This window comes from Pseudomonas sp. UMAB-40 (assembly GCF_900095275.1).
Classification (GTDB): domain Bacteria; phylum Pseudomonadota; class Gammaproteobacteria; order Pseudomonadales; family Pseudomonadaceae; genus Aquipseudomonas; species Aquipseudomonas mandelii_B.
The window spans coordinates 78,205-104,310 of record NZ_LT607567.1 but is presented as its reverse complement, the minus strand read 5'-3'; the positions used below and the strand labels follow the sequence as shown (position 1 = coordinate 104,310).

The 26,106-nt window shown below is 58.0% G+C and carries 26 protein-coding genes and 3 tRNA genes; 21 read left to right on the top strand and 8 right to left on the bottom strand.

The window, feature by feature from the left end; translation table 11 throughout:
- The first annotated feature begins 140 nt into the window (after positions 1–140).
- From carA to K0F88_RS22660, 4 genes are all read left to right on the top strand, one after another.
- Positions 141–1,277 carry a glutamine-hydrolyzing carbamoyl-phosphate synthase small subunit gene (gene carA, locus K0F88_RS22675; protein WP_219096607.1) on the top strand — a complete coding sequence of 379 codons (1,137 nt, stop codon included), beginning with the start codon at positions 141–143 and terminating at the stop codon, positions 1,275–1,277.
- 121 nt (positions 1,278–1,398) lie between these two features.
- A complete protein-coding gene (carB, locus tag K0F88_RS22670) occupies positions 1,399–4,620 on the top strand; it encodes a carbamoyl-phosphate synthase large subunit (RefSeq protein ID WP_219096606.1) in 3,222 nt (1,073 codons plus the stop codon).
- Positions 4,617–5,093 (top strand): transcription elongation factor GreA, encoded by a 477-nt coding sequence (gene greA, locus K0F88_RS22665; protein ID WP_027924456.1) that lies wholly within the window; start codon positions 4,617–4,619, stop codon positions 5,091–5,093. Before carB ends, greA begins: the two co-directional genes overlap by 4 nt.
- Before the next feature lie 28 nt (positions 5,094–5,121).
- Positions 5,122–5,526 carry an MFS transporter gene (locus tag K0F88_RS22660; RefSeq protein WP_094469185.1) on the top strand — a complete coding sequence of 135 codons (405 nt, stop codon included), beginning with the start codon at positions 5,122–5,124 and terminating at the stop codon, positions 5,524–5,526.
- Positions 5,527–5,535: 9 nt separating this feature from the next.
- Here the strand turns inward: K0F88_RS22660 and K0F88_RS22655 are convergent, their stop codons facing one another.
- Positions 5,536–5,844, bottom strand: coding sequence for a YhbY family RNA-binding protein (locus tag K0F88_RS22655; protein ID WP_008057408.1), 309 nt, complete (start codon positions 5,842–5,844; stop codon positions 5,536–5,538).
- Between the two features lie 104 nt (positions 5,845–5,948).
- Here K0F88_RS22655 and rlmE point away from each other — a divergent pair, with 104 nt between their 5' ends.
- From rlmE to K0F88_RS22570, 17 genes are all read left to right on the top strand, one after another.
- On the top strand, positions 5,949–6,578 hold the full coding sequence (gene rlmE / locus K0F88_RS22650) for a 23S rRNA (uridine(2552)-2'-O)-methyltransferase RlmE (protein WP_219096605.1): 630 nt from the start codon (positions 5,949–5,951) through the stop codon (positions 6,576–6,578).
- A gap of 202 nt (positions 6,579–6,780) precedes the next feature.
- A complete protein-coding gene (ftsH, locus tag K0F88_RS22645; protein ID WP_219096604.1) occupies positions 6,781–8,694 on the top strand; it encodes an ATP-dependent zinc metalloprotease FtsH in 1,914 nt (637 codons plus the stop codon).
- Positions 8,695–8,702: 8 nt separating this feature from the next.
- Positions 8,703–9,554: a dihydropteroate synthase gene (gene folP / locus K0F88_RS22640; protein ID WP_094469176.1), complete on the top strand. Its 852-nt coding sequence runs from the start codon at positions 8,703–8,705 to the stop codon at positions 9,552–9,554.
- A gap of 16 nt (positions 9,555–9,570) precedes the next feature.
- The gene (glmM, locus tag K0F88_RS22635) at positions 9,571–10,908 is read left to right on the top strand and encodes a phosphoglucosamine mutase (protein ID WP_219096603.1); all 1,338 of its coding nucleotides are present in this window, start codon (positions 9,571–9,573) and stop codon (positions 10,906–10,908) included.
- A 66-nt stretch (positions 10,909–10,974) separates the two neighbouring features.
- Positions 10,975–11,730 carry a triose-phosphate isomerase gene (gene tpiA / locus K0F88_RS22630; protein ID WP_219096602.1) on the top strand — a complete coding sequence of 252 codons (756 nt, stop codon included), beginning with the start codon at positions 10,975–10,977 and terminating at the stop codon, positions 11,728–11,730.
- Positions 11,731–11,734: 4 nt separating this feature from the next.
- Positions 11,735–12,118, top strand: a complete 384-nt coding sequence (gene secG / locus K0F88_RS22625; protein WP_017336473.1) for a preprotein translocase subunit SecG — start codon at positions 11,735–11,737, stop codon at positions 12,116–12,118.
- Positions 12,119–12,140: 22 nt separating this feature from the next.
- Positions 12,141–12,226 (top strand) — tRNA-Leu (locus K0F88_RS22620).
- A 96-nt stretch (positions 12,227–12,322) separates the two neighbouring features.
- Positions 12,323–12,399: transfer RNA gene (locus tag K0F88_RS22615), tRNA-Met, on the top strand.
- 138 nt (positions 12,400–12,537) lie between these two features.
- A complete protein-coding gene (gene rimP / locus K0F88_RS22610) occupies positions 12,538–12,996 on the top strand; it encodes a ribosome maturation factor RimP (protein WP_010463487.1) in 459 nt (152 codons plus the stop codon).
- A 47-nt stretch (positions 12,997–13,043) separates the two neighbouring features.
- On the top strand, positions 13,044–14,525 hold the full coding sequence (nusA, locus tag K0F88_RS22605) for a transcription termination factor NusA (protein WP_008024459.1): 1,482 nt from the start codon (positions 13,044–13,046) through the stop codon (positions 14,523–14,525).
- Between the two features lie 27 nt (positions 14,526–14,552).
- Entirely contained in the window at positions 14,553–17,084 is a 2,532-nt protein-coding gene (infB, locus tag K0F88_RS22600; RefSeq protein WP_219096601.1) for a translation initiation factor IF-2, read from the top strand.
- Between the two features lie 159 nt (positions 17,085–17,243).
- Positions 17,244–17,645, top strand: coding sequence for a 30S ribosome-binding factor RbfA (gene rbfA / locus K0F88_RS22595; RefSeq protein WP_007942872.1), 402 nt, complete (start codon positions 17,244–17,246; stop codon positions 17,643–17,645).
- Between the two features lie 3 nt (positions 17,646–17,648).
- Positions 17,649–18,566 (top strand): tRNA pseudouridine(55) synthase TruB, encoded by a 918-nt coding sequence (gene truB, locus K0F88_RS22590; RefSeq protein WP_219096600.1) that lies wholly within the window; start codon positions 17,649–17,651, stop codon positions 18,564–18,566.
- Positions 18,567–18,683: 117 nt separating this feature from the next.
- Positions 18,684–18,953 carry a 30S ribosomal protein S15 gene (gene rpsO / locus K0F88_RS22585; RefSeq protein WP_003176135.1) on the top strand — a complete coding sequence of 90 codons (270 nt, stop codon included), beginning with the start codon at positions 18,684–18,686 and terminating at the stop codon, positions 18,951–18,953.
- 195 nt (positions 18,954–19,148) lie between these two features.
- Entirely contained in the window at positions 19,149–21,254 is a 2,106-nt protein-coding gene (pnp, locus tag K0F88_RS22580) for a polyribonucleotide nucleotidyltransferase (RefSeq protein WP_007942868.1), read from the top strand.
- Positions 21,255–21,382: 128 nt separating this feature from the next.
- Positions 21,383–21,458 (top strand) — tRNA-Thr (locus K0F88_RS22575).
- A gap of 162 nt (positions 21,459–21,620) precedes the next feature.
- Entirely contained in the window at positions 21,621–22,850 is a 1,230-nt protein-coding gene (locus tag K0F88_RS22570; protein ID WP_219096599.1) for an integrase arm-type DNA-binding domain-containing protein, read from the top strand.
- Here K0F88_RS22570 and K0F88_RS22565 read toward each other — a convergent pair.
- The 7 genes from K0F88_RS22565 to K0F88_RS32540 are packed head-to-tail and all read right to left on the bottom strand — an operon-like array spanning position 22,820 to position 26,106.
- Positions 22,820–23,077, bottom strand: coding sequence for an AlpA family transcriptional regulator (locus tag K0F88_RS22565; RefSeq protein WP_219096598.1), 258 nt, complete (start codon positions 23,075–23,077; stop codon positions 22,820–22,822). The two genes, K0F88_RS22570 and K0F88_RS22565, sit on opposite strands and share 31 nt — an antisense overlap.
- Complete coding sequence (locus K0F88_RS22560; RefSeq protein ID WP_219096597.1) at positions 23,074–23,811, bottom strand: hypothetical protein; 738 nt, start codon at positions 23,809–23,811, stop codon at positions 23,074–23,076. Before K0F88_RS22560 ends, K0F88_RS22565 begins: the two co-directional genes overlap by 4 nt.
- The gene (locus tag K0F88_RS32545; protein WP_257605327.1) at positions 23,808–24,542 is read right to left on the bottom strand and encodes a DUF4406 domain-containing protein; all 735 of its coding nucleotides are present in this window, start codon (positions 24,540–24,542) and stop codon (positions 23,808–23,810) included. Before K0F88_RS32545 ends, K0F88_RS22560 begins: the two co-directional genes overlap by 4 nt.
- Complete coding sequence (locus K0F88_RS22550) at positions 24,535–24,699, bottom strand: hypothetical protein (RefSeq protein WP_219096596.1); 165 nt, start codon at positions 24,697–24,699, stop codon at positions 24,535–24,537. The genes K0F88_RS32545 and K0F88_RS22550 overlap by 8 nt, the downstream gene beginning before the upstream one ends.
- Positions 24,696–24,950 carry a hypothetical protein gene (locus K0F88_RS22545; protein WP_219096595.1) on the bottom strand — a complete coding sequence of 85 codons (255 nt, stop codon included), beginning with the start codon at positions 24,948–24,950 and terminating at the stop codon, positions 24,696–24,698. The genes K0F88_RS22550 and K0F88_RS22545 overlap by 4 nt, the downstream gene beginning before the upstream one ends.
- Entirely contained in the window at positions 24,947–25,768 is an 822-nt protein-coding gene (locus K0F88_RS22540) for an Arc family DNA-binding protein (RefSeq protein WP_306823152.1), read from the bottom strand. The genes K0F88_RS22545 and K0F88_RS22540 overlap by 4 nt, the downstream gene beginning before the upstream one ends.
- The gene (locus K0F88_RS32540) at positions 25,765–26,106 is read right to left on the bottom strand and encodes a hypothetical protein (protein WP_257605326.1); all 342 of its coding nucleotides are present in this window, start codon (positions 26,104–26,106) and stop codon (positions 25,765–25,767) included. The genes K0F88_RS22540 and K0F88_RS32540 overlap by 4 nt, the downstream gene beginning before the upstream one ends.

Below are 26,106 nucleotides of genomic sequence, written 5' to 3'. Positions count from 1 at the left end.
TTCTGTAAGCTACAGCTTTAGTGTGTTCACTAAAAGCGCGCAGAATAATTCAGTGAATGAGCGGGGTGACGTGTCCATACGTCACTCCGCTTTTTTACACCTGCGATCGCCCTTTCAGGCTTTATTTACGGGAGGTCTTCTTGACTAAGCCAGCCATACTCGCCCTTGCTGATGGCAGCATTTTTCGCGGCGAAGCCATTGGAACCGACGGTCAAACCGTTGGTGAGGTGGTGTTCAACACCGCAATGACCGGCTATCAGGAAATCCTTACCGATCCTTCCTACGCCCAGCAGATCGTTACCCTGACTTACCCGCACATCGGCAACACCGGCACCAACCCTGGAGATGCCGAGTCTGACCGCGTATGGTCCGCTGGCCTGGTCATCCGTGACCTGCCGCTGGTTGCGAGCAACTGGCGTAACACGATGTCCCTGTCCGACTACCTGAAAGCCAACAACGTTGTGGCCATCGCCGGTATCGACACCCGCCGCCTGACACGCATCCTGCGTGAAAAAGGCGCGCAGAACGGCTGCATCATGGCTGGTGACAACATCTCCGAAGAAGCCGCCATCGCCGCTGCCCAGGGTTTCCCTGGTCTCAAAGGCATGGACCTGGCGAAAGTCGTCAGCACCAAAGAGCAATACGAATGGCGCTCGACTGTCTGGGATCTGAAAACCGACAGCCACGCGACTATCGAAGCCTCCGAGCTGCCGTACCACGTGGTTGCCTACGACTACGGCGTCAAGCTGAACATCCTGCGCATGCTGGTCGAGCGCGGCTGCCGCGTCACCGTGGTGCCGGCTCAAACGCCAGCCGCCGACGTTCTGGCGATGAAGCCAGACGGCGTGTTCCTGTCCAACGGCCCTGGTGACCCGGAGCCTTGCGACTACGCGATCCAGGCGATCAAGGACGTGCTGGAAACCGAGATTCCGGTATTTGGCATCTGCCTCGGTCACCAACTGCTGGCCCTGGCCTCCGGCGCCAAGACCCTGAAAATGGGCCACGGCCACCACGGTGCCAACCACCCGGTCCAGGATCTGGACAGCGGTGTGGTGATGATCACCAGCCAGAACCACGGTTTTGCGGTAGACGAAGCGACCCTGCCGGCCAATGTCCGCGCGATTCACAAATCGCTGTTCGACGGCACCCTGCAAGGCATCGAGCGTACCGACAAGAGCGCCTTCAGCTTCCAGGGTCACCCTGAAGCCAGCCCTGGCCCGAACGACGTAGCGCCATTGTTCGATCGCTTCATCAACGAAATGGCCAAGCGACGCTAATCGCTCGCCTTGATGTTGCAAAGCTTGAGGGGCGGTCCCGAACACTGGCGGCCCCCCTCAAGGCTTCAAAGATTGAACAAGACGGCTTGCCGACTGACCTGCGGATTTGAGTGACAAACCCATGCCAAAACGTACAGACATTAAAAGCATCCTGATTCTCGGCGCTGGCCCGATCGTGATCGGCCAGGCCTGCGAATTCGACTACTCCGGCGCCCAGGCCTGCAAAGCCCTGCGCGAGGAGGGTTACCGCGTCATCCTGGTGAACTCCAACCCGGCGACCATCATGACCGACCCGGACATGGCCGACGCCACCTACATCGAACCGATCAAGTGGCAGACCGTTGCCAAGATCATCGAGAAAGAGCGTCCGGACGCACTGCTGCCGACCATGGGTGGCCAGACTGCTCTTAACTGCGCCCTGGACCTGGAGCGCGAAGGCGTTCTGGAGAAGTTCGGCGTAGAGATGATCGGTGCCAACGCTGACACCATCGACAAGGCTGAAGACCGTTCGCGATTCGACAAGGCGATGAAATCCATCGGCCTGGACTGCCCGCGCTCAGGTATCGCCCACAGCATGGAAGAGGCCAACGTGGTCCTCGAGAAGCTCGGCTTCCCGTGCATCATCCGTCCGTCCTTCACCATGGGCGGCACCGGCGGCGGTATTGCTTACAACCGTGAAGAGTTCGAGGAAATCTGCGCCCGCGGTCTGGACCTGTCGCCGACCAAGGAACTGCTGATCGACGAATCCTTGATCGGCTGGAAAGAATACGAGATGGAGGTTGTCCGCGATAAGAAGGACAACTGCATCATCGTCTGCTCCATCGAAAACTTTGACCCGATGGGCGTGCACACCGGTGACTCGATCACTGTTGCGCCAGCACAGACCCTGACGGACAAGGAATACCAGATCATGCGTAACGCCTCTCTGGCGGTACTGCGCGAGATCGGCGTGGAAACCGGCGGCTCCAACGTCCAGTTCGGCATCTGCCCGGACACTGGCCGCATGGTGGTCATCGAAATGAACCCGCGGGTATCCCGCTCTTCGGCACTGGCCTCGAAAGCCACCGGTTTCCCGATTGCGCGTATCGCTGCCAAGCTGGCGATCGGCTACACCCTGGACGAGTTGCAGAACGAAATCACCGGCGGCGCTACTCCTGCGTCCTTCGAGCCGTCGATCGACTACGTCGTTACCAAGCTGCCACGTTTCGCCTTCGAAAAATTCCCGAAAGCCGACGCCCGCCTGACCACTCAAATGAAGTCGGTCGGTGAAGTCATGGCCATCGGCCGGACCTTCCAGGAATCCCTGCAGAAAGCTTTGCGCGGTCTGGAAGTGGGCGTTTGCGGCCTGGACGAGAAGCTCGACCTGAGCAATCCGGAAAGCATGAGCATCCTCAAGCGCGAACTGACCGTGCCGGGCGCCGAGCGTATCTGGTACGTGGCTGACGCCTTCCGCGCCGGCCTGTCGGTCGAAGATATTTTCGGCATGAACATGATCGACCCGTGGTTCCTGGTGCAGATCGAAGATCTGATCAAGGAAGAAGAGAAGGTCAAGACCCTGGGCCTGGCCAGCATCGACCGCGACTTGATGTTCAAGCTCAAGCGCAAAGGCTTCTCCGACATGCGTCTGGCCAAGCTGCTGGGCGTGACCGAGAAGGCTCTGCGTCGCCACCGTCACAAGCTCGAGATCTTCCCGGTCTACAAGCGCGTTGACACCTGCGCGGCCGAGTTCGCCACTGACACCGCCTACATGTACTCGACTTACGAGGAAGAGTGCGAAGCCGCACCGACGGGCCGCGACAAGATCATGATCCTGGGCGGCGGTCCTAACCGTATCGGCCAAGGCATCGAGTTCGACTATTGCTGCGTACACGCGGCACTGGCCCTGCGCGCCGACGGGTACGAGACCATCATGGTCAACTGCAACCCGGAAACCGTTTCGACCGATTACGACACCTCCGATCGCCTGTACTTCGAGCCGGTGACCCTGGAAGACGTGCTGGAAATCTGCCGCGTCGAGAAGCCAAAAGGCGTGATCGTCCAGTACGGCGGCCAGACCCCGCTGAAACTGGCCCGCGCCCTGGAAGAAGCTGGCGTGCCAATCATCGGCACCAGCCCTGACGCCATCGACCGTGCGGAAGACCGTGAGCGCTTCCAGCAAATGGTTGAGCGCCTGAACCTGCGTCAGCCGCCAAACGCCACCGTGCGTAGCGAAGACGAAGCGATTCGTGCTGCCGCCAAGATCGGCTACCCGCTGGTGGTTCGTCCGTCCTACGTACTAGGCGGTCGCGCGATGGAAATTGTTTACGAAGAAGAAGAACTCAAGCGCTACCTGCGTGATGCGGTGAAAGTGTCCAACGACAGCCCGGTGCTGCTCGACCACTTCCTCAACTGCGCCATCGAAATGGACGTGGATGCGGTCTGCGACGGCACCGACGTGGTGATCGGCGCGATCATGCAGCACATCGAGCAGGCCGGTGTTCACTCCGGTGACTCCGCGTGCTCCCTGCCGCCGTACTCGCTGCCTGCGCATATCCAGGACGAGATGCGCGAACAGGTCAAGAAAATGGCCCTGGAACTGGGTGTTGTCGGCCTGATGAACGTTCAGTTGGCGCTGCAAGGCGAAGACATCTACGTCATCGAAGTCAACCCGCGCGCTTCCCGTACCGTACCGTTCGTGTCCAAGTGCATCGGTGTTTCCCTGGCCATGATCGCAGCGCGCGTGATGGCCGGTAAAACCTTGAAAGAAATCGGCTTCACCAAAGAAATCATTCCGAACTTCTACAGCGTGAAAGAGGCGGTGTTCCCATTCGCCAAATTCCCTGGTGTGGACCCGATCCTGGGCCCAGAGATGAAGTCCACCGGTGAAGTGATGGGCGTGGGCGACACCTTCGGCGAAGCGTTCGCCAAGGCCCAGATGGGCGCCAGCGAAGTGCTGCCGACCGGCGGTACCGCGTTCATCAGCGTGCGTGACGACGACAAGCCACTGGTTGCAGGCGTGGCCCGTGATCTGATCAACTTGGGTTTCGAAGTGGTCGCCACTGCCGGTACTGCCAAGCTGATCGAAGCCGCAGGCCTGAAAGTGCGACGTGTGAACAAGGTGACCGAAGGTCGTCCGCACGTGGTCGACATGATCAAGAATGACGAAGTCACCCTGATCATCAACACCACCGAAGGTCGTCAGTCGATCGCTGACTCGTACTCCATTCGTCGTAATGCCTTGCAGCACAAAATCTACTGCACCACCACCATTGCTGCTGGCGAAGCCATCTGCGAGGCGCTGAAGTTCGGTCCCGAGAAGACCGTGCGCCGCTTGCAGGATCTACACGCAGGATTGAAGGCATGATCAAGTACCCAATGACCGTCCAGGGCGCGAAAGCCCTGGAAGAAGAACACGCTCACCTGACCAAGGTCGTCCGTCCGAAGCTCAGCCAGGATATCGGCACGGCCCGCGAGTTGGGTGACTTGAAGGAAAACGCCGAATACCACGCAGCCCGCGAGCAGCAGGGGATGGTCGAGGCGCGGATTCGTGACATCGAGGGCCGGATTCAGAATCAGGTCATCATCGACGTCACGACCATTCCTCACACTGGCAAAGTGATTTTCGGTACCACCGTTGAAATCGCCAACGTCGAGACTGATGAAAGCGTCACTTACCACATTGTGGGTGAGGATGAGGCTGACTTTAAGCTCGGCAAGATTTCGGTGGGCTCGCCACTGGCCCGCGCCTTGATTGCCAAGGAAGAGGGTGATGTGGTCGCCGTGAAAACGCCGAGTGGCGTTATCGAGTACGAGATTGTCGAAGTACGCCACATCTAAGCGCAGGCGCCCGCTACGTGCGGGCGCCATGCTTTGGCAGCTGACTCAGATGTTGTGGGTCGGCGGTCTGTGGCTGTTACATATTGGTCTGCTGCCGGTGCTGGGCCAGATTGGCCTGGCACCGCTGCTGATCGACGAAATTGCAGGCATGCTTGATGCGCTGATGGTGGGTTTCGCCACAGCGTGTGTGATTTTTCAGGCTTTGGTGCTGATTCAGGCCGAGGGCCTTGCCAGTCTATGGCGCGATATTCGTGGGCAACTGCTGCTGATGGCGCTGTATGCGTGCGCGATGTACTTCGTGGTGCGTTTCGGTTGGCCAGATGCGGTGCGCTGGGAAGAGTTCAGCTACCTGATCCTGGGGTTTTCCGGGCTGGTGCTGGTGTTGCAGCCGGTGCCGGGATGGGGTGGCAGGGTGCGCGAAGCACACCCTTGACCCTTGCCATCACTTGAAGCGATGGACGTTCGACAGCTGCTTGTTGACGCTGAAGTTCTTGCGATAAATCAGTGCCATCTTGCCGATGACCTGGACCAGGTCCGCTTTGCCGACCTTGCACAGTTCTGCAATGTTCGCCAGGCGCGACTCGCGATCGAGGATGTTGAGCTTGATTTTAATCAGCTCGTGATCCGCCAAAGCGCGTTCAAGTTCGGCTAACACACCTTCAGTCAAACCGTTGTCAGCCACAATCAAAACTGGTTTCAGATGGTGGCCAATGGATTTGTACTGTTTCTTCTGCTCTTGAGTGAGCGGCATAATCTGACCCCTGCGTCTGATCTTGTAAAAAGCGGCGGCCAGTTTACCCGAGCGAGTCCGGGACCGCCCAGTTAATCACGACCCGTTTTATTTCGAGGTGGCCCGTGGCCCGTTCCAAGACAAGCCTTAAATGGCTGCAAAGACATGTCAATGATCCCTATGTGAAGCAGGCGCAGAAGGATGGTTATCGCTCGCGTGCGAGTTACAAGCTTCTGGAGGTCCAGGAGAAATACAAACTGATCCGTCCGGGTATGAGCGTTGTCGACCTGGGAGCGGCGCCCGGCGGCTGGTCACAGGTCACTAGTCGGCTGATCGGTGGTCAGGGGCGTCTGATCGCCTCGGACATACTGGAAATGGACAGCATTCCGGACGTGACTTTCATCCAGGGTGACTTCACCCAGGACGAAGTGCTCGCTCAGATCCTTGAAGCCGTGGGTAATTCGCAGGTGGACCTTGTGATTTCCGATATGGCCCCCAATATGAGTGGTACGCCTGAGGTGGATATGCCAAAAGCCATGTTTCTATGTGAGCTGGCTCTTGATCTGGCTGCTCGGATACTCAAGCCGGGTGGTAATTTCGTGATCAAGGTGTTTCAGGGCGAAGGGTTTGATGCTTACGTGAAGGACGCTCGTAAGAAATTCGAAAAGGTCCAGATGATCAAGCCGGACTCTTCCCGTGGCAGTTCCCGCGAGCAATACATGCTGGCTTGGGGCTACCGGGGCCGTAGTGAGTAAATCGAGGTTTTTTTGCGGGTCGATAGGTTTTTCGTATTTCGCCCCGTGAGCATTAGCGAATATTGTGTAGAAAGTGTTTCACAAAGGGTTACAGACGGCGCCTGCCAGAGTCGTAGGTAATGTAGTAAGTTAGGCCGGTGAATATCATGCGAAGCGCGCGCCATTAGCGGAGCTTGCTTCAGAGGGTAGTTAATTGAACGATATGGCAAAGAATCTGATCCTGTGGTTGATCATCGCGGCTGTCCTGGTGACAGTGATGAACAACTTCTCCAGCCCTAACGAGCCGCAGACCCTCAACTATTCCGACTTCATCCAGCAGGTCAAGGATGGAAAGGTCGAGCGCGTAGCGGTTGACGGCTACGTGATTACCGGCAAACGCAACGATGGCGACAGCTTCAAGACCATTCGTCCTGCCATCCAGGACAACGGTCTGATCGGTGACCTCGTGGATAACCACGTCGTGGTCGAAGGCAAGCAGCCTGAGCAGCAAAGCATCTGGACTCAACTCCTGGTCGCCAGCTTCCCGATCCTGGTGATCATTGCCGTGTTCATGTTTTTCATGCGGCAGATGCAGGGCGGTGCAGGCGGCAAGGGCGGGCCGATGAGCTTTGGCAAGAGCAAGGCGCGCCTGCTCTCCGAAGATCAGGTGAAAACCACCTTGGGTGACGTTGCCGGTTGCGACGAAGCCAAGGAAGAGGTCGGTGAGCTGGTCGAGTTCCTGCGTGATCCGGGCAAGTTCCAGCGTCTGGGCGGTCGGATTCCTCGCGGCGTGCTGATGGTGGGTCCTCCGGGTACCGGTAAAACCTTGCTGGCCAAGGCGATTGCCGGCGAAGCCAAAGTGCCGTTCTTCACCATTTCCGGTTCCGATTTCGTCGAGATGTTCGTCGGTGTCGGTGCCAGCCGTGTTCGCGATATGTTCGAACAGGCCAAGAAACACGCGCCATGCATCATTTTCATCGATGAAATCGACGCCGTCGGTCGCCACCGTGGCGCCGGCATGGGTGGTGGTCACGACGAGCGCGAGCAGACGCTCAACCAATTGCTGGTTGAGATGGATGGCTTTGAAATGAATGACGGCATCATCGTCATCGCCGCAACCAACCGTCCTGACGTACTGGACCCTGCGTTGCTGCGTCCGGGCCGTTTCGACCGTCAGGTTGTGGTCGGCCTGCCGGATATTCGTGGTCGTGAACAGATTCTCAAGGTTCACATGCGCAAAGTGCCAATGGGTGACGACGTCGCTCCTGCGGTGATCGCACGTGGTACGCCTGGTTTTTCTGGTGCCGACCTGGCCAACCTGGTGAACGAGGCCTCGTTGTTCGCTGCGCGTACCGGCAAGCGCATCGTCGAAATGAAAGAATTTGAACTGGCGAAAGACAAGATCATGATGGGCGCCGAGCGCAAATCCATGGTCATGTCCGAAAAAGAGAAGCAGAACACCGCTTATCACGAAGCAGGTCACGCCATCGTCGGTCGTGTCGTGCCAGAGCACGATCCGGTCTACAAGGTGTCGATCATCCCGCGCGGTCGTGCGCTGGGTGTGACGATGTTTCTGCCGGAAGAAGATCGCTATAGCCTGTCCAAGCGTGCACTGATCAGCCAGATCTGCTCGCTGTACGGTGGCCGTATCGCTGAAGAAATGACCCTGGGTTTCGACGGTGTTACCACCGGCGCGTCCAACGACATCATGCGTGCCAGCCAAATTGCGCGGAACATGGTGACCAAGTGGGGTCTTTCAGAAAAACTCGGTCCGTTGATGTATGCCGAAGAAGAGGGCGAAGTGTTCCTCGGTCGCGGCGGCGGTGGTCAGAGTGCGAGCTTCTCTGGTGAGACAGCCAAGCTGATTGACTCCGAAGTGCGCAGCATCATTGACCAGTGCTACGGCACGGCCAAGCAGATCCTCACGGATAACCGCGACAAGCTCGACGCCATGGCCGATGCCTTGATGAAGTACGAGACGATCGATGCCGATCAGATCGATGACATCATGGCGGGTCGCACGCCTCGCGAACCACGCGACTGGTCGGGCGGCGGCACCGGTACTTCCGGGACGCCTCCGGTGGTGCAGGATGAGCGTCCGGAAACACCGATCGGCGGTCCGGCTGCTGACGTATAAGGTTTGAAATGACTTCTGTTCAGTCCTCGACCCGGTTGCCTTGCGGCAACCGGGTTCTTGATTTGGCCCGGACGCATGTCATGGGCATTCTCAATGTCACTCCCGATTCCTTTTCTGATGGCGGCCGATACAGCCAGCTTGACGCGGCCCTGCATCATGCCGAGTCGATGGTTGCGGCGGGCGCCACGCTGATCGATGTCGGTGGCGAATCGACGCGTCCCGGTGCAAGGGCGGTTTCGCCACTTGAAGAGCTGGAGCGCGTGGCGCCTATCGTTGAGCGCATCAATCGCGAGCTGGATGTGATTATTTCGGTCGATACCTCCACTCCGGCGGTCATGCGCGAAACCGCACGGCTCGGAGCGGGATTGATCAATGATGTGCGCTCGCTACGTCGAGATGGCGCCCTGGATGCGGCAGCCGCCACCGGATTGCCGGTGTGCCTGATGCATATGCTCGGTGAGCCGAACGACATGCAGGACAATCCGTATTACGGCGATGTCACAAGGGAGGTTGGCGAGTTTCTCGCCGAGCGCATGGCCCAATGTGCGTTGGTGGGAATCCCGGCTGAGCGGATTATTCTTGATCCAGGGTTTGGATTCGCGAAAACCTTGCAGCACAATCTAAGTTTGTTCAAACATATGGAAGACCTGCACGCCTTGGGGCGGCCCCTGTTGGTCGGGGTTTCGCGAAAGAGCATGATAGGTCAGGCCTTGAATCGCCCGGTTGGAGAGCGCCTGTTTGGCGGTCTGGCGCTCGCGGCGCTGGCTTCGGCCAAGGGTGCGCGTATATTGCGCGTCCATGATGTAGCCGAAACAGTGGACGTGGTGCGGATGATCGCCGCAGTGGAATCAGCCGAATAAGAATGATGGAGCACTTATGAGCAAAAAATACTTTGGCACCGACGGTATTCGTGGTCGGGTCGGTGAGTACCCGATTACTCCTGATTTCATGCTCAAGCTCGGTTGGGCTGCGGGCATGGCCTTCCGCAAAATGGGCGCCTGCAAGGTGCTGGTCGGCAAGGACACCCGGATCTCCGGTTACATGTTTGAGTCCGCGCTCGAGGCGGGTCTGACCTCGGCAGGTGCTGACGTGATGCTGTTGGGTCCTATGCCAACGCCGGCGATCGCTTACCTGACGCGTACCTTCCATGCCGAAGCCGGTATCGTGATCAGTGCCTCGCACAACCCTCACGACGACAACGGCATCAAGTTCTTCTCCGGAAAGGGCACGAAGCTGCCGGACGAAGTCGAACTGATGATCGAAGAGTTGCTCGACACCCCGATGACTGTGGTTGAGTCGAGCAAGATTGGCAAAGTGTCGCGCATCAACGACGCCTCTGGCCGCTATATCGAATTCTGCAAAAGCAGCGTGCCGACCGGTACCAACTTTGCTGGCCTGAAGATCGTGATCGACTGCGCTCACGGCGCGACCTACAAGGTTGCACCTAGTGTGTTCCGGGAGCTGGGTGCCGAAGTCGTTGTGCTTTCCGCTCAGCCAAACGGCCTGAACATCAATGACAATTGCGGTTCGACCCATATGGGGCAATTGCAGGCTGCCGTATTGGCCGAACACGCCGATCTGGGTATTGCCTTCGACGGTGACGGTGATCGCGTCTTGATGGTTGATCACACTGGCGCCATTGTTGATGGTGATGAGCTGCTGTACATCATCGCCCGCGATCTACATGAGCGCGACAAGCTGCAAGGCGGCGTGGTCGGAACATTGATGAGTAACCTGGGGCTGGAGTTGGCCCTGGCGGATCTGTCGATTCCTTTCGTGCGTGCCAACGTTGGCGATCGTTATGTGATCGCTGACTTGCTGGAGCGCAACTGGTTGGTAGGTGGTGAGAACTCGGGTCATATCGTCTGCTTCAATCACACCACCACAGGTGATGCGATCATTGCTGCGTTGCAGGTGCTGATGGCGCTGAAAACGCGCTCGGAAGGTCTGGCTCAGGCCCGTCAGGCGCTGCGCAAGTGTCCTCAGGTGCTGATCAATGTCCGGTTCGGCGGGGGCGCGAGTCCGCTCGACCATCCGGCGGTCAAGGAAGCCAGCGACCGTGTCACCCAAGCCATGGCCGGTCGCGGGCGCGTGTTGTTGCGCAAGTCCGGGACAGAGCCGTTGGTGCGGGTGATGGTCGAAGGCGAGGACGAAACACAGGTTCGCGGTTACGCCCAAGAGCTGGCAAAACTGGTTACTGAAGTTTCTGCCTGAATTCGGCTTGCCAGCCATGATTGTGTTGGGTAACATCTGCGCCCACTTTGACCGACGAGGTACAGCATGCGTCGCCCTATGGTAGCTGGTAACTGGAAGATGCACGGTACCCGCGCCAGCGTCGCTGAGCTGATCAATGGCCTGCGTGATATGGCCTTGCCGAGCGGTGTTGATGTAGCGGTATTCCCGCCTTGCCTGCATATCAATCAAGTGATTGATGGCTTGGAAGGCAAGTCGATTTTGGTTGGCTCGCAGAATTCTGCGGTGGAATCCATGCAAGGTGCACTGACCGGTGAAATCGCGCCGAGTCAATTGGTGGATGCAGGTTGTTCCCTGGTTCTTGTCGGGCATTCCGAACGCCGCCAGATCATGGGCGAGCAGGACGGTATGCTGATTCGCAAGTTTGCAGCGGCTCAGGCATGTGGCTTGATCCCGGTGTTGTGCATAGGGGAAACCCTTGAGCAGCGTGAAGCCGGTAAAACTCTTGAGGTTGTCGGGCGTCAGCTAGGCAGTATCATAGAGGAGCTGGGTGTCGGTGCCTTTGCAAATGCAGTAATAGCTTACGAGCCGGTCTGGGCCATTGGCACCGGGCTGACTGCTTCGCCGCAACAGGCGCAGGATGTGCATGCAGCCATCCGCGCTCAGTTGGCGGCAGAGAATTCTGAGGTCGCACAAGGTGTGCGGCTTCTATACGGCGGCAGCGTGAAGGCGGCCAATGCGGTCGAACTGTTCGGCATGCCGGATATCGATGGGGGGCTCATTGGTGGAGCTTCCCTGAATGCAGATGAGTTCGGTGCGATTTGTCGCGCCGCGGGAAACTGAAAAAATGCTGGAAACAGTCGTAGTCGTTTTTCATCTGCTGGGTGCATTGGGCGTAGTTGCTCTGGTATTGCTGCAGCAGGGTAAAGGTGCGGATGCTGGCGCGTCTTTCGGAGCAGGTGCTTCAAATACTGTGTTCGGAAGCCAAGGTTCCTCTACCTTTCTTAGTAAGTTTACTGCTATACTTGCCGCCGGTTTCTTCATAACCAGCTTAGGGTTAGGTTACTTCGCTAAAGAGAAAGCTCATCAGCTGACTCAAGTAGGTTTGCCAAACCCGGCAGTGTTGGAAGTACCAAAGCAACAACCGGCTTCTGATGATGTACCGGTGCTTCAAGAGCAAAAGTCGGCTACTCCAGCGACTGACGTGCCTCCAGCTCAAGAGCAAAAGTAAGAAGGGTTTCAAACGTAGTATTGCCGAGGTGGTGGAATTGGTAGACACGCAACCTTGAGGTGGTTGTGCCCATAGGGTGTAGGGGTTCGAGTCCCCTTCTCGGTACCAATTATCAGGAGAGCCCGCTGTTGCGGGCTTTCTTGTAGGTGGAAGGTTACATTGACCCTGTCAGGGATCGGTCGTATACTTCCGCCCCAGCTTTGTCGCGGGGTGGAGCAGTCTGGTAGCTCGTCGGGCTCATAACCCGAAGGTCGTCGGTTCAAATCCGGCCCCCGCAACCAGTTTAAGGAGCCCCTTTTAAGGGGCTTTTTGTTAGCTGGACACTTTCTACGCCGCTGTTCGACGGCGTTTCAAGGATGGGCGTTTCGCCCATTTTTTTATTTTGCATAGCATGCACATACATGCACGAGGGGGTTCAGGTGTCGAGCAAGCTAGAAGAGTTGCAGGCCTTGTTGGCCCCGGTGGTCGTGGCCCTGGGCTATGAATGCTGGGGTATTGAGTTTTCGGCTCAAGGTCGCCACTCAATGTTGCGCGTTTATATTGATAAAGAGGGCGGTGTGCTGGTGGACGATTGTGCCATCGTCAGCCGTCAGATCAGCGGTGTCCTGGATGTTGAAGATCCAATCGCCGTTGAATACACCCTTGAAGTTTCCTCGCCTGGCATGGAACGCCCACTGTTCACTATTGAGCAGTTTGCAAAATTTGCCGGTGAACAAGTGAAGATCAAGCTGCGCTCGCCTTTTGAAGGACGACGCAACTTTCAGGGCCTTCTGCGCGGTGTAGAAGAGCAGGACGTCGTGGTGCAGGTTGAAGACCATGAGTTCCTGTTGCCGATCGATATGATCGACAAGGCCAACATTATTCCCAGTTTTGACTGAGACGCGGATCCCGCGGATCCAATGGCTTGCGAAAGGCGAGGCGTACGATGAGCAAAGAAGTACTGCTGGTTGTTGAGTCGGTATCCAATGAAAAGGGCGTACCGGCAAACGTAATTTTTGAAGCGCTGGAGCTGGCTCTGGCCACTGCTACCAAAAAGCGTTTCGAGGACGAAGTCGATCTGCGTGTGGAAATTAATCGCCACACCGGTGCTTACGAGACATTCCGTCGCTGGACGGTCGTCGAAGAAGCAGACCTGGATGATCCGGCCATCGAAACCTGGCCGAGCAAGGTTGCCGAAACGCACCCGGGCGCCCAGGTAGGTGATGTAGTCGAAGAGAAAATCGAATCCATCGAGTTCGGCCGCATTGCTGCACAGACTGCCAAGCAAGTCATCGTGCAGAAAGTTCGCGAAGCCGAGCGCGCTCAAGTCGTTGACGCTTATCGCGAGCGCCTGGGGGAAATCATCTCCGGCACCGTGAAGAAAGTGACTCGCGACAACGTGATCGTCGACCTGGGCAACAACGCTGAAGCGCTGCTGGCTCGTGAAGACATCATCTCTCGCGAAACCTTCCGGGTTGGCGTGCGCTTGCGTGCGCTGCTCAAGGAAATCCGCACCGAGAACCGCGGCCCGCAGCTGATCCTGTCGCGTACTGCGCCGGAAATGCTGATCGAGTTGTTCCGCATCGAGGTGCCGGAAATCGCTGAAGGCTTGATCGAAGTCATGGCAGCCTCCCGTGACCCGGGTTCGCGTGCCAAGATCGCGGTCCGCTCGAAAGACAAACGCATCGACCCGCAAGGCGCTTGCATCGGTATGCGCGGTTCGCGCGTCCAGGCAGTGTCGGGTGAGTTGGGCGGTGAGCGTGTGGACATCGTCCTGTGGGACGACAACCCGGCTCAGTTCGTAATCAACGCCATGTCCCCGGCTGAGGTTGCGGCAATTATCGTTGACGAAGATGCCCATGCAATGGACATCGCCGTTGGCGCAGACAATCTGGCTCAGGCCATCGGTCGCGGTGGTCAGAACGTGCGTCTGGCTAGCCAGTTGACTGGCTGGACCCTGAACGTGATGACCGAATCGGACATCCAGGCTAAGCAGCAAGCAGAAACCGGCGACATCCTGCGCAACTTCATCGACGAGCTGGAAGTCGACGAAGACCTGGCACAGGTGCTGGTAGATGAAGGCTTCACCAGCCTGGAAGAGATTGCCTACGTACCGTTGGAAGAAATGCTCAACATCGACGGCTTTGACGAAGAAACCGTCAACGAGCTTCGCGCTCGCGCCAAGGATCGTTTGTTGACCAAAGCCATCGCTACTGAGGAAAAGCTGGCAGACGCCCATCCGGCCGAAGACCTGCTCTCGCTTGAGGGTATGGACAAGGATCTGGCGATGGAACTGGCGGTGCGCGGCGTAATTACCCGCGAAGACCTGGCCGAGCAGTCTATTGACGATCTGCTCGACATCGACGGCATTGACGATGATCGTGCCGGCAAGTTGATCATGGCCGCCCGAGCCCACTGGTTCGAGTAATTAGGCGCGGCCTGAGGAGAGAAGTGCATGACGCAAGTCACGGTGAAACAACTGGCCGATGAGGTCAAAACACCGGTAGAGCGCCTGTTGCAGCAGATGCGTGAGGCAGGTCTGCCGCACACCGCCGCCGATGAAGGTGTGAGCGATAGTGAGAAGCAGTCTTTGCTGACTCACTTGAAGAGCAGCCACAAGGCGAAAGTGGAAGAACCGCGCAAGATTACATTGCAGCGCAAAACCACCAGCACCCTGCGTGTTGCTGGCAGCAAAAGCATCAGCGTTGAAGTACGCAAGAAGAAAGTCTTCGTACAGCGCAGCCCGGAAGAAATTGAAGCCGAGCGCAAACGCGAACTGGATGAACGTCGCGCAGTAGAAAATGCTGCTCGTCAGAAGGCTGAAGAAGAAGCCAAGCGCCGCGCCGAAGAAGAAGCGCGTCGCCAGCCTGCTGCTGCGCAATCCGCTACTAACGACGCCGTTGCAGCCCCTGCAGCAGTTGCCGAACCAGTACGCGAAAGCGCGCCGGTTGTAGCCGCTGCTCCAGCACCGTCTGCTGACGTTCGCAACAAGCAGAACGAACAGCGCCGTCCGGACAAACCACGTGCCGACGATAACAATCGTCGCAGCGGCGGTGGCGATGGCGAGCGCAAAAACGCTCCACATCGTGCTTCGGTCAAAGAGAAAGCGCCTGCTCCACGTGTTGCGCCACGGACTACCGACGAAGAAAGCGATGGCTTCCGTCGTGGTGGTCGCGGCAAGGCCAAGCTGAAGAAGCGCAACGCCCACGGTTTCCAGAGCCCAACCGGCCCTGTCGTGCGTGATGTGCAGATCGGCGAGACCATCACTGTTGGCGATCTCGCCCAGCAGATGTCGGTCAAGGCTGCTGAAATCATCAAGTTCATGTTCAAACTGGGTACCCCAGCGACCATCAACCAGGTACTGGATCAGGAAACTGCCCAACTGGTTGCTGAAGAGCTGGGCCACAAAGTGACCCTGGTCAGCGACACTGCCTTGGAAGATTCCCTGGCCGAGTCCCTGAAGTTTGAAGGTGAGACGTTCTCCCGTGCACCGGTTGTGACCGTAATGGGCCACGTCGACCACGGTAAGACCTCGCTGCTCGACTACATCCGTCGTGCCAAGGTAGCTGCGGGCGAAGCCGGCGGTATCACCCAGCACATCGGTGCGTACCACGTTGAAACTGATCGCGGCATGGTCACTTTCCTCGATACCCCGGGTCACGCTGCGTTTACCGCAATGCGTGCTCGTGGTGCCAAGGCGACTGACATCGTGATCCTGGTCGTTGCAGCGGACGACGGCGTAATGCCGCAGACCATTGAAGCGGTCCAGCACGCCAAGGCAGCCGGTGTTCCTCTGGTTGTTGCCGTGAACAAAATCGACAAGCCGGGCGCCGATCTCGATCGCATCCGTAGCGAACTGTCGGTTCATGGCGTGACCTCGGAAGAGTGGGGCGGCGACACCCCGTTCGTTTCGGTTTCGGCGAAAGTCGGTACTGGCGTGGACGAGTTGCTCGAAGCTGTTCTGCTGCAAGCCGAAGTTCTGGAACTGAAGGCGACCCCTTCGGCCCCAGGTCGTGGTGTCGTGGTTGAATCGCGTCTCGACAAAGGTCGTGGCCCGGTTGCTACCGTTCTGGTCCAAGACGGTACCCTGCGCCAAGGCGACATGGTCCTGGTCGGTTCGAACTACGGCCGTGTACGTGCCATGCTCGACGAGAACGGCAAGCCAATCAAAGAAGCCGGTCCTTCCATCCCTGTCGAGATCCTCGGCCTGGACGGTACTCCGGACGCTGGCGACGAGATGAGCGTGCTGTCGGACGAGAAGAAAGCCCGTGAAGTGGCTCTGTTCCGTCAAGGCAAGTTCCGCGAAGTCAAACTGGCCCGTGCTCACGCCGGCAAGCTTGAAAACATCTTCGAGAACATGGGCCAGGCAGAGAAGAAGACGCTTAACATCGTCCTCAAATCTGACGTCCGTGGTTCGCTGGAAGCGTTGAACGGCGCCTTGAACGGCCTGGGTAACGACGAAGTGCAAGTGCGTGTTGTCGGTGGCGGTGTCGGTGGTATCACCGAGTCCGACGCTAACCTGGCACTGGCCTCCAACGCTGTACTGTTTGGCTTTAACGTGCGTGCCGATGCCGGCGCTCGCAAGATCGTCGAGCAGGAAGGTCTGGATATGCGTTACTACAACGTGATCTACGACATCATCGAAGACGTCAAGAAAGCCCTCACCGGTATGCTGGGCAGCGATGTTCGCGAGAACATCCTGGGTACCGCTGAAGTGCGTGACGTGTTCCGTTCGCCGAAGTTTGGCGCGATCGCCGGTTGCATGGTTATCGAAGGTGTTGTTCACCGTAACCGTCCAATCCGTGTACTGCGTGAAGACATCGTTATCTTCGAAGGCGAGCTGGAATCCCTGCGCCGCTTCAAGGATGACGCTTCCGAAGTACGTGCCGGCATGGAATGCGGTATTGGCGTCAAGAGCTACAACGACGTCAAAGCTGGCGACAAGATCGAAGTCTACGAGAAGGTTCAGGTTGCTCGCAGCCTCTAACTCGCGCACTTCAAGGGCCACGGCGAGCCGCCGCATGCAAGTGCGCGGCACGGCGTCAGGACTCTAAACGCAACGCCCGGTCTGGCTTTTGTCAGGCCGGGCGTTTGCCGCTTTCAGACCCCTCGGGTTTCACCGTGGGGCAGTAACAGGTAACAAGACATGGCAAAAGAATACAGCCGTACCCAACGTATCGGCGATCAGATGCAGCGTGAGCTGGCACAGCTGATCCGTCGTGAAGTCAAAGACCCGCGCGTCGGCCTGGTCACCATCACCGCTGTTGAAGTCAGTCGTGACGTCGGTCACGCCAAGATCTTCATCACCGTGATGGGTCAGGACAACGCCGAAGACATCGCACAAAGCATCAAGGTGCTCAACTCCGCCGCTGGCTTTCTGCGTATGCAGTTGGCTCGCGAAATGAAGTTGCGCAGCGTTCCGCAGTTGCACTTCCACTACGACGAAAGCGTCGTGCGTGGTGCACACCTGTCGGCCCTGATCGAGCGTGCGGTGGCTGAAGACAATCAGCACCCGGTAGCCGCTGAACCCGAAGACGCCAAGGAGTAATCGGTGGCTCAGGTCAAACGTATCCGTCGTAACGTCAGCGGTATTATCCTGCTCGACAAGCCGCTGGGGTTCACCTCCAACGCCGCGTTGCAGAAGGTTCGCTGGTTGCTGAACGCCGAGAAGGCAGGGCATACCGGCAGTCTCGATCCGCTGGCCACCGGCGTGCTGCCGTTGTGCTTCGGTGAGGCCACCAAGTTCTCGCAATACCTGCTCGATTCCGACAAGGCTTATGAAACCCTGGCGCAGCTGGGCAAGACCACCACCACGGCCGATGCCGAGGGTGAAGTTTTGCAGGAACGCCCGGTGACCGTTGGTCGTGTCGATGTCGAAGCTGTTTTACCGGGTTTTCGCGGGCAAATCAGTCAGATACCGCCGATGTACTCGGCGCTCAAGCGTGACGGACAGCCGCTGTACAAGCTGGCTCGTGCAGGCGAAGTAGTGGAGCGCGAACCGCGTTCTGTTACTATTGCGCGCTTGGAATTACTGGCCTTCGAGGGTGATACTGCGCGGCTTGCGGTGGATTGCAGCAAAGGCACCTATATCCGCACCCTGGTGGAGGATATCGGTGAGCAACTCGGTTGTGGCGCTTACGTGGCTGAATTGCGACGTACCCAGGCCGGGCCTTTCACGCTAGCGCAGACGGTCACGCTGGAAGAGTTGGAAGCGGTACATGCCGAAGGCGGCAATGAAGCGGTTGATCGCTTCCTGATGCCATCGGACAGCGGTCTGCTGGATTGGCCGCTGTTGCAGTTCTCGGAGCACAGCTCGTTCTACTGGCTCAACGGCCAACCGGTACGAGCCCCGGATGCACCGAAGTTCGGCATGGTACGGGTACAGGATCACAATGGTCGCTTCATCGGAATCGGTGAAGTGGGCGAAGACGGGCGAATCGCGCCACGTCGACTGATTCGGTCAGAATGACCGGACGAGGGTGGCTGTTAACAGGCACGGTCACTACTCATTTTTAGATACAGGGATTTGTCCCTGGCCTGTTGAAGCTGTTTCTCTGAAACAGTTTCCTGATAAAAGGATTGCCTCATGGCTCTCGACGTTCAAGAAAAAGCTCAAATCGTAGCTGACTACCAGCAAGCTGTTGGTGACACTGGTTCGCCAGAAGTGCAAGTTGCACTGCTGACCCACAACATCAACAAGCTGCAAGGTCACTTCAAGGCCAACGGTAAAGATCACCACTCCCGTCGTGGTCTGATCCGCATGGTTAACCAGCGTCGTAAGCTGCTGGACTACCTGAAAGGCAAGGATCTGGGTCGTTATCAGGCTCTGATCGGTCGCCTGGGTCTGCGTCGCTAATAAGCGATTGCGCTAGAGGTTGGTTGTCTGTCGTGCTTCAGTGGGTTTCCCGCTGGTGCATGGCAGGCTCCCAGCCTCAAGTTTTATCTGGATAGTCGTTTTACCCTGGACAGGCGTTGGGCCGATTCCCGACATTGCCCAAGAATTTCGCAAGAAGACAAGTTCCCCAAGAGCCACAAAAGAAGGTAGGACACCGTGAACCCGGTAATCAAAAAATTCCAGTTCGGTCAGTCGACCGTTACCCTCGAGACTGGCCGTATCGCCCGTCAGGCCTCCGGCGCAGTATTGGTCACCGTTGACGACGACGTCAGCGTATTGGTGACTGTGGTCGGCGCCAAGCAAGCCGATCCAGGCAAGGGCTTCTTCCCTCTGTCCGTTCACTACCAGGAAAAGACTTACGCTGCCGGTAAGATCCCTGGCGGTTTCTTCAAGCGCGAAGGCCGTCCTTCCGAGAAAGAAACCCTGACTTCCCGACTGATCGACCGTCCGATCCGTCCGCTGTTCCCAGAAGGCTTCATGAACGAAGTGCAGGTTGTCTGCACCGTCGTTTCCACCAGCAAGAAAACCGATCCGGACATCGCTGCGATGATCGGTACCTCGGCTGCCCTGGCCATCTCCGGTATTCCTTTCGATGGCCCGATCGGCGCTGCCCGCGTTGCGTTCCACGAAAGCACTGGCTACCTGCTGAACCCGACTTACGAACAACAGAAAGCTTCGAGCCTGGACATGGTCGTTGCCGGTACTTCGGAAGCCGTGTTGATGGTTGAATCGGAAGCCAAAGAGCTGACCGAAGACCAGATGCTGGGCGCTGTACTGTTTGCTCACGACGAGTTCCAGGTGGTGATCAACGCCGTCAAGGAACTGGCCGCCGAAGCTGCCAAGCCGACCTGGACCTGGGCTCCACAGCCAGAAGCCACCGCTCTGCTGGGCGCCATCCGTGCCGAGTTCGGCGACGCGATCTCCCAGGCTTACACCATCACCATCAAGGCCGACCGTTACGCTCGTCTGGGCGAACTGAAAGACCAGGTTGTTGCCAAGCTGTCCGGTGAAGAAGGCCAGCCTTCGTCCAGCGAAGTCAAAGCCGCTTTCGGCGAAATCGAATACCGCACCGTTCGCGAAAACATCGTAAACGGCAAGCCACGTATCGACGGTCGCGACACCAAGACTGTACGTCCCTTGAACATCGAGGTCGGTGTTCTGCCCAAGACCCACGGTTCGGCTCTGTTCACCCGTGGCGAAACCCAGGCCCTGGTAGTTGCAACACTGGGCACCGCCCGTGACGCACAACTGCTGGACACCCTGGAAGGCGAGAAAAAAGACCCGTTCATGCTGCACTACAACTTCCCTCCGTTCTCGGTAGGTGAGTGTGGTCGCATGGGTGGCGCTGGTCGTCGCGAAATCGGTCACGGCCGTCTGGCCCGTCGTTCGATTGCAGCCATGCTGCCTGCTGCCGACGTGTTCCCGTACACCATTCGTGTTGTGTCGGAAATCACCGAATCCAACGGTTCGAGCTCGATGGCTTCCGTTTGCGGCGCTTCCCTGGCCCTGATGGACGCTGGCGTTCCGATGAAGGCACCGGTTGCCGGTATCGCCATGGGTCTGGTTAAAGAAGGCGAGAAGTTCGCCATCCTGACCGACATCCTGGGTGACGAAGACCACCTCGGCGACATGGACTTCAAAGTAGCCGGTACCGCCAAAGGTGTTACCGCGCTGCAGATGGACATCAAGATCAAAGGCATCACCGAAGAAATCATGGAGATCGCTCTGGGCCAAGCCCTGGAAGCGCGCCTGAACATCCTCGGTCAGATGAACCAGATCATTGGTCAGTCCCGCACCGAACTGTCGGAAAATGCTCCGACCATGATCGCGATGAAAATCGACACCGACAAAATCCGTGATGTCATCGGTAAAGGCGGTGCGACCATTCGTGCGATCTGTGAAGAGACCAAGGCTTCGATCGACATCGAAGACGACGGCTCGATCAAGATCTTCGGCGAAACCAAGGAAGCGGCTGAAGCTGCACGTCAGCGCGTTCTGGGTATCACCGCAGAAGCTGAAATCGGCAAGATCTACGTCGGTAAGGTTGAGCGCATCGTCGACTTCGGCGCATTCGTCAACATCCTGCCTGGCAAGGACGGTCTGGTTCACATCTCGATGCTGAGCGACGCTCGCGTTGAGAAAGTGACCGACATCCTGAAAGAAGGCCAGGAAGTGGAAGTACTGGTACTGGACGTGGACAACCGCGGCCGTATCAAGCTGTCCATCAAAGACGTAGCAGCAGCCAAGGCTTCGGGCGTTTAATCACCCCCGCTTGATTGCTTCAACGTTATAAAAAAGGCCCCGCAGTGAAAACTGCGGGGCCTTTTTTTGTCTTTGAAACAGGATGTGAAGTTGCTGGCTCTCGAACCCGGTGCTAGGTTTAGCCCACCGCCCGTGTAGCTCAGCCGGTAGAGCAGCGCACTCGTAACGCGAAGGTCGCAGGTTCGATTCCTGTCTCGGGCACCACATCTATTTTCACCCTGTTTCGCAGAGCTTCACGAAACCGCCAAGAGCCATAAGCCTTGACGGTTTTTATTTTCGCCATCTTTCGCAGTCTTTCGCTGCGTCCCGCGCATTTTTAGTACATCATTCAGCACTTCTTAATTCGAGTGACTTGGTGATGTACTAATGCCCCTCACTGATACCGCTGTGCGCCAGGCCAAACCGGCCGACAAGGAATTCACCCTCACTGACGGCAGCGGTCTATCGCTGTACGTTGCGCCCAACGGCACCAAGTCCTGGCACTTCAGGTTCTCCTGGCACGGCAAACAGCCGCGCATGTCGCTGGGCACCTATCCCGAAATCACCCTAAAAGAAGCCCGCGAAAAGCGGGATCAGGCGCGGTCGCTCGTTGCCAAGGGCGTTGATCCTCGATCTCAACGCCGCGAAGAAAAACGAGCTGCAGCGTCCGAGGCCGTGAAGACCTTCGAGGTTGTGGCGAACGAGTGGCATGCCTTCAAGCTGCCGCGCTGGGTGGCGGCCCATCATGGCGCCGCCTACCAGTCACGTTTCTACCTGGACAAGGATCTGATCCCGGCGCTGGGCAAGATCCCAGTGGCGGACGTCAAACGGTCCGACGTGCTCGCAGCCTTGCGCAGGATTGAGAAGCGCGAGGCGCTCAACTCGGCGAAGAAGTGCCGGTCATGGCTCAACAACATTTTCCGCTTCGCTATCGCGTCCGATTATCTGGAAATGAACCCGGCTGCCGACTTGGACATTGTCGCGGTGAAAGAGCCGCCGGTGAAACACAACCCGATGCTCAGGCAGCGAGAGCTAAAGGTATTCCTGCACACGCTCAGGAACTTCGACTGCGCAGGTTACACAAAGAGTGCCATCCGCATTTTGCTACTGACAGGCGTTCGCACAGGCGAGATGCGCCACGCAAGGGCAGCCCAGTTTGACCTGGACGCCGCGTTGTGGACGATACCGCCCGAAGGCGTTAAGCAATTGAGGAAGGTGATCCGAACAAAGGAGGGGGAGGAAGTGCCGCCGTATCTGGTGCCACTGTCGCGGCAGGCGGTCGAAGAGGTGCGCAAGGTGCATCAGTTGACCGGTCGTTACAAACTGCTGATCGCGGGCCGCAACGACCCGAGCAAGCCAATCAGTAACAACACGGTCAACGCTGCATTAAAGCGCATGGGGTATGAAGGCAAGCTGACCGGGCAGGGAATCCGAGCCACGATTTCAACGGCCTTGAACGAGATGGGTTACAACGAAGACTGGATTGAGGCGCAGCTTTCGCATGCAGGCTCAAGCAAGGTCAGGAAGACCTACAACCACGCAGAATACGTGGAACAGCGGAGGGGGATGATGCAGGACTGGGCGGATTACTTGGATGCGCTGGAGGCCGAAGCCTGATCGCGTTGACCGCGCGCGGCTGCGACCTGGTCGTTGTTCCATTGCAGAACCTCGGACTTTACCCAGGCCACGGACCGGCCCCCAAGCCTGACCTGTTTCGGGAATAGACCGTCGCTGGCCATGGTGTAAATCTTGGTGGTGCCCAAGCCGGTCAGCTCTTTGACCTTTGGCAGTCGGATGAACTCAACCTGCTCGTCGCGCAGATCGTCGGTGCGTGCGGTGTTCATGGTTTTTCTCCATTCAGCGCAGCGGTGGCGTCGAGGCAGGCGCTAATTGACTTGAGCACATTTAAAATGTGTTGCTCCTGAGTTTCCATAGTTTGATCGGATTTATTCTGCTGGCTTGTAGAATCCGAATCAGCCTGCTGCCAGTAAATCTGGCCAAGCGTGAAAGATCTACGAAGAGCGCTTTGGACCTGAGCAGCAATCTCCGCCGCCTGCCGCTCGATGGTGGCTTGCAGCTCTATTTCTCTATCCACTGACGCAGCAAGGCTGTTTTCCACCTCATCAAACATGTGGCTTGCGGTATCTAATTGGGCTTGCAGTTCGGCGAGTTGGGGCGGGGCGGCTACATCACGCATCGCAGCAATAACCCAGGCATGAGGAAACCACTTATATGCTTCTTCTGGGAGGCACGGCATATAGCTGTAACGGTGCGTGCTTTCGAGTGCGGCTTTAACTGTCTTGACCGAGTCAATAGACGCTCCAATGACTGGAAGTAGACGCTCGAATGCGGCCGGGCTTGGGTGCTTATGGTCCTTTGACTCACGCAGCCGCTCGATCTCGGCGATCATTTCCAGAACCGCTGTCGGCGAACAGCGTTTCACCAAGTCCATCTCTGAAAAGCCCGGACCAATTTCGAACCAATCGCTACCGTCCGGCCATGCACAGGTGAACTCGTGCGCCTTATATTCCGCAACAATAACCTCCGCCGCCTTCTTCAGTTCGCTGTAATCGGTCATTCACCTGCTCCCGATTCGGTGGGTTTGAGGGCTTCCGCCCGGCGCCGTGCTTTGTTGCCATTGCCAGGACTGAAGTCTGGGATTTCGTCGGCGGCTAGTGGCTTGGAAGTCGGCTTGTATTCGGCGCCGTCCGCATACATCAGGCCAATCCCAAGTTCTCTGGCGATCGACACCTCCAGTCGCGCACCTCGGGAGGACGTCCAGCCAGGCAGCAGCATCACGACTTCACAGGTTGCTAGCCGACCGATGTCATAGCGCAAGTAATCAGCCCACTCCGCGCCCACAACGTGTCCATGGTCAGCTGGGTTTTCAACATGCCAGCCTGCGCCGCGCAGCTTTTCTGCCATAGCGTTGAATGCAGGGAAATTGTACTCAGGAATACCTGTCATCGGCCCCGCGATATAGACGCGCATTTCGCGATCCATGGTTAGCAGCACAGCCCGCTTTGCGCTGGCGGGTTTTCCCTCCAGCACCTCGGCTGTGGACGTGACGATGTGGTAAGCGGCGTCATCGACCCGGATCAGCCTCTTAGCGTTCGCCTCGTACCAGGCACGCAGCAGTCCGTCGAGATCATCGTTGCGCTGATCGGCCACGGTCAGGCGCAGCTGCAGGGCATCACGCTCGGCGGTGACCCGGTCGAAGTCGGCCGCCAGCACAACCGAAGGCCGCCCCAAGGCCGTACCCTCAACGAGCCCTGTATCGCCAACGTGGTAACGCTTCACTTCACTCATTGCCTTTCTCCCGTGCGCGCTGCTCGGCCGCTTCGGCCTGGCGCTTCTTGCTGCATTTGTCGTGGTTTCCCCGGTTCCGGTTCTTCTGGCATATATCGCAGGTAGTCGGGAAGTCGGGGCAGTTGGCTTTCAGTTTTCCGGGGATGGGGGCTGTCATGGCGCTGGCTCCGGCAGGAAGTAATAGGCGATCTGCTTTTCTTGGCTGCAATGGCCGGAGTACTTCACCGCCTCATCAAAGGTGTAAATGCCAGCGTCTGACACGTCGGTTGTGTATCCACGGCCGTTCGCACGCCAGTAGCATTGCCATTCGCCCGACCAGATCCGCACGAGGTGCCGGCCTTTCTCAGCCCGCCACTTCGCAAGGGTGCCTTTGCTTTTCAGCCCATGCAGGGTGCGACGTAGGGTCATGGCATCACCCGCTTAAATTCGACGACCCAGACCCACGGATTCGCGGCCCAGCTGTCAACGCCGTTGATGGACTCCCACAGACGCTGGAACGAGTCGACATAGGAGAGGCTTCCGCAATTGCAAGCGGGATAGCCGTCCGGCTCAGTCGGGCGATCACAGCCGAACTCGTGGTCGCCGATTCCTTCCGCCTGCGCCTGGTCGCCATCGATGTCGTGCAGGCGTTCGATCCGGACGGCGGTTACCTCCAGCAATGCGCGGGAGGCGTCACGCGGCATGTGGATTGACGGGATTCGGCCGAACTTGCGAGCCCATGGCCTCGCCTCGGCCGGCTTGTATTCCTTGCCGTGCCACTCATCGTCGTACACGACGCAAGGTTGGTCGCCGTGGCCGGGCAGGTCGCAGCCCCAGAACGACTCTCGTACCCACAGCCGGTCGCCGGGTTGGCCGTATGGGCAGTTGGCGGGAATCGGCACCAATTCGCCCGATTCAGATGTTTCCCATAAGCCGTGCGGCATCTTGAGTGCGCGCCGCGTGACCGTCTTCCGGCCTTCCAGGATGGCGCGCACCATCGGGCCGTTGAATAAAATCGGGCGCTCTTTCATGGCTGCTCGACCGTTCTTAACGGCAGCCTTCGCCAGTGCGTCAAGCAGCAGTTCCTGGCGCTTCTGATTGTCCAGGTACTGGCGCACGGCCTGAACGAAAACGCTGTTCATGCTGCGATCGAGATAGTCAGCAGCGCCTTCAATTTCGGCACGCAAACCATCGGGCAGGCGAACCACAAATTTGTCGGCGGTGCGGGAGTCGTAGTTGTTGTTCATGCTTCCACCTGCAACAGATCAATGACTTGTTTGATACCGCTGGCGTAGCTGGACGGCATCGCGGCGGCGGTTCGGGTCAGGTTGGCAATTGCCTTGGCCGCAACGTCCGGCCGGCGCAGCGAAGCGCCGAAGGACCGGACAACCCCAAGGGCGTAGTTGCGCCCCTCGATTTCCATGACCCGGTTGATCGGGCCAGTGATAACGATCTGTGGGAGCGAGTACACCGGAATCGGGGACTGAACCTCGACGAAGTCCAGTGTTTCCGGGGATTTTCCTGTGGGAGCGGGCATGGCTTTGCCCAAGGCGCTGGCCAGCGCCTGTTGCGCGATTGAGTTCAT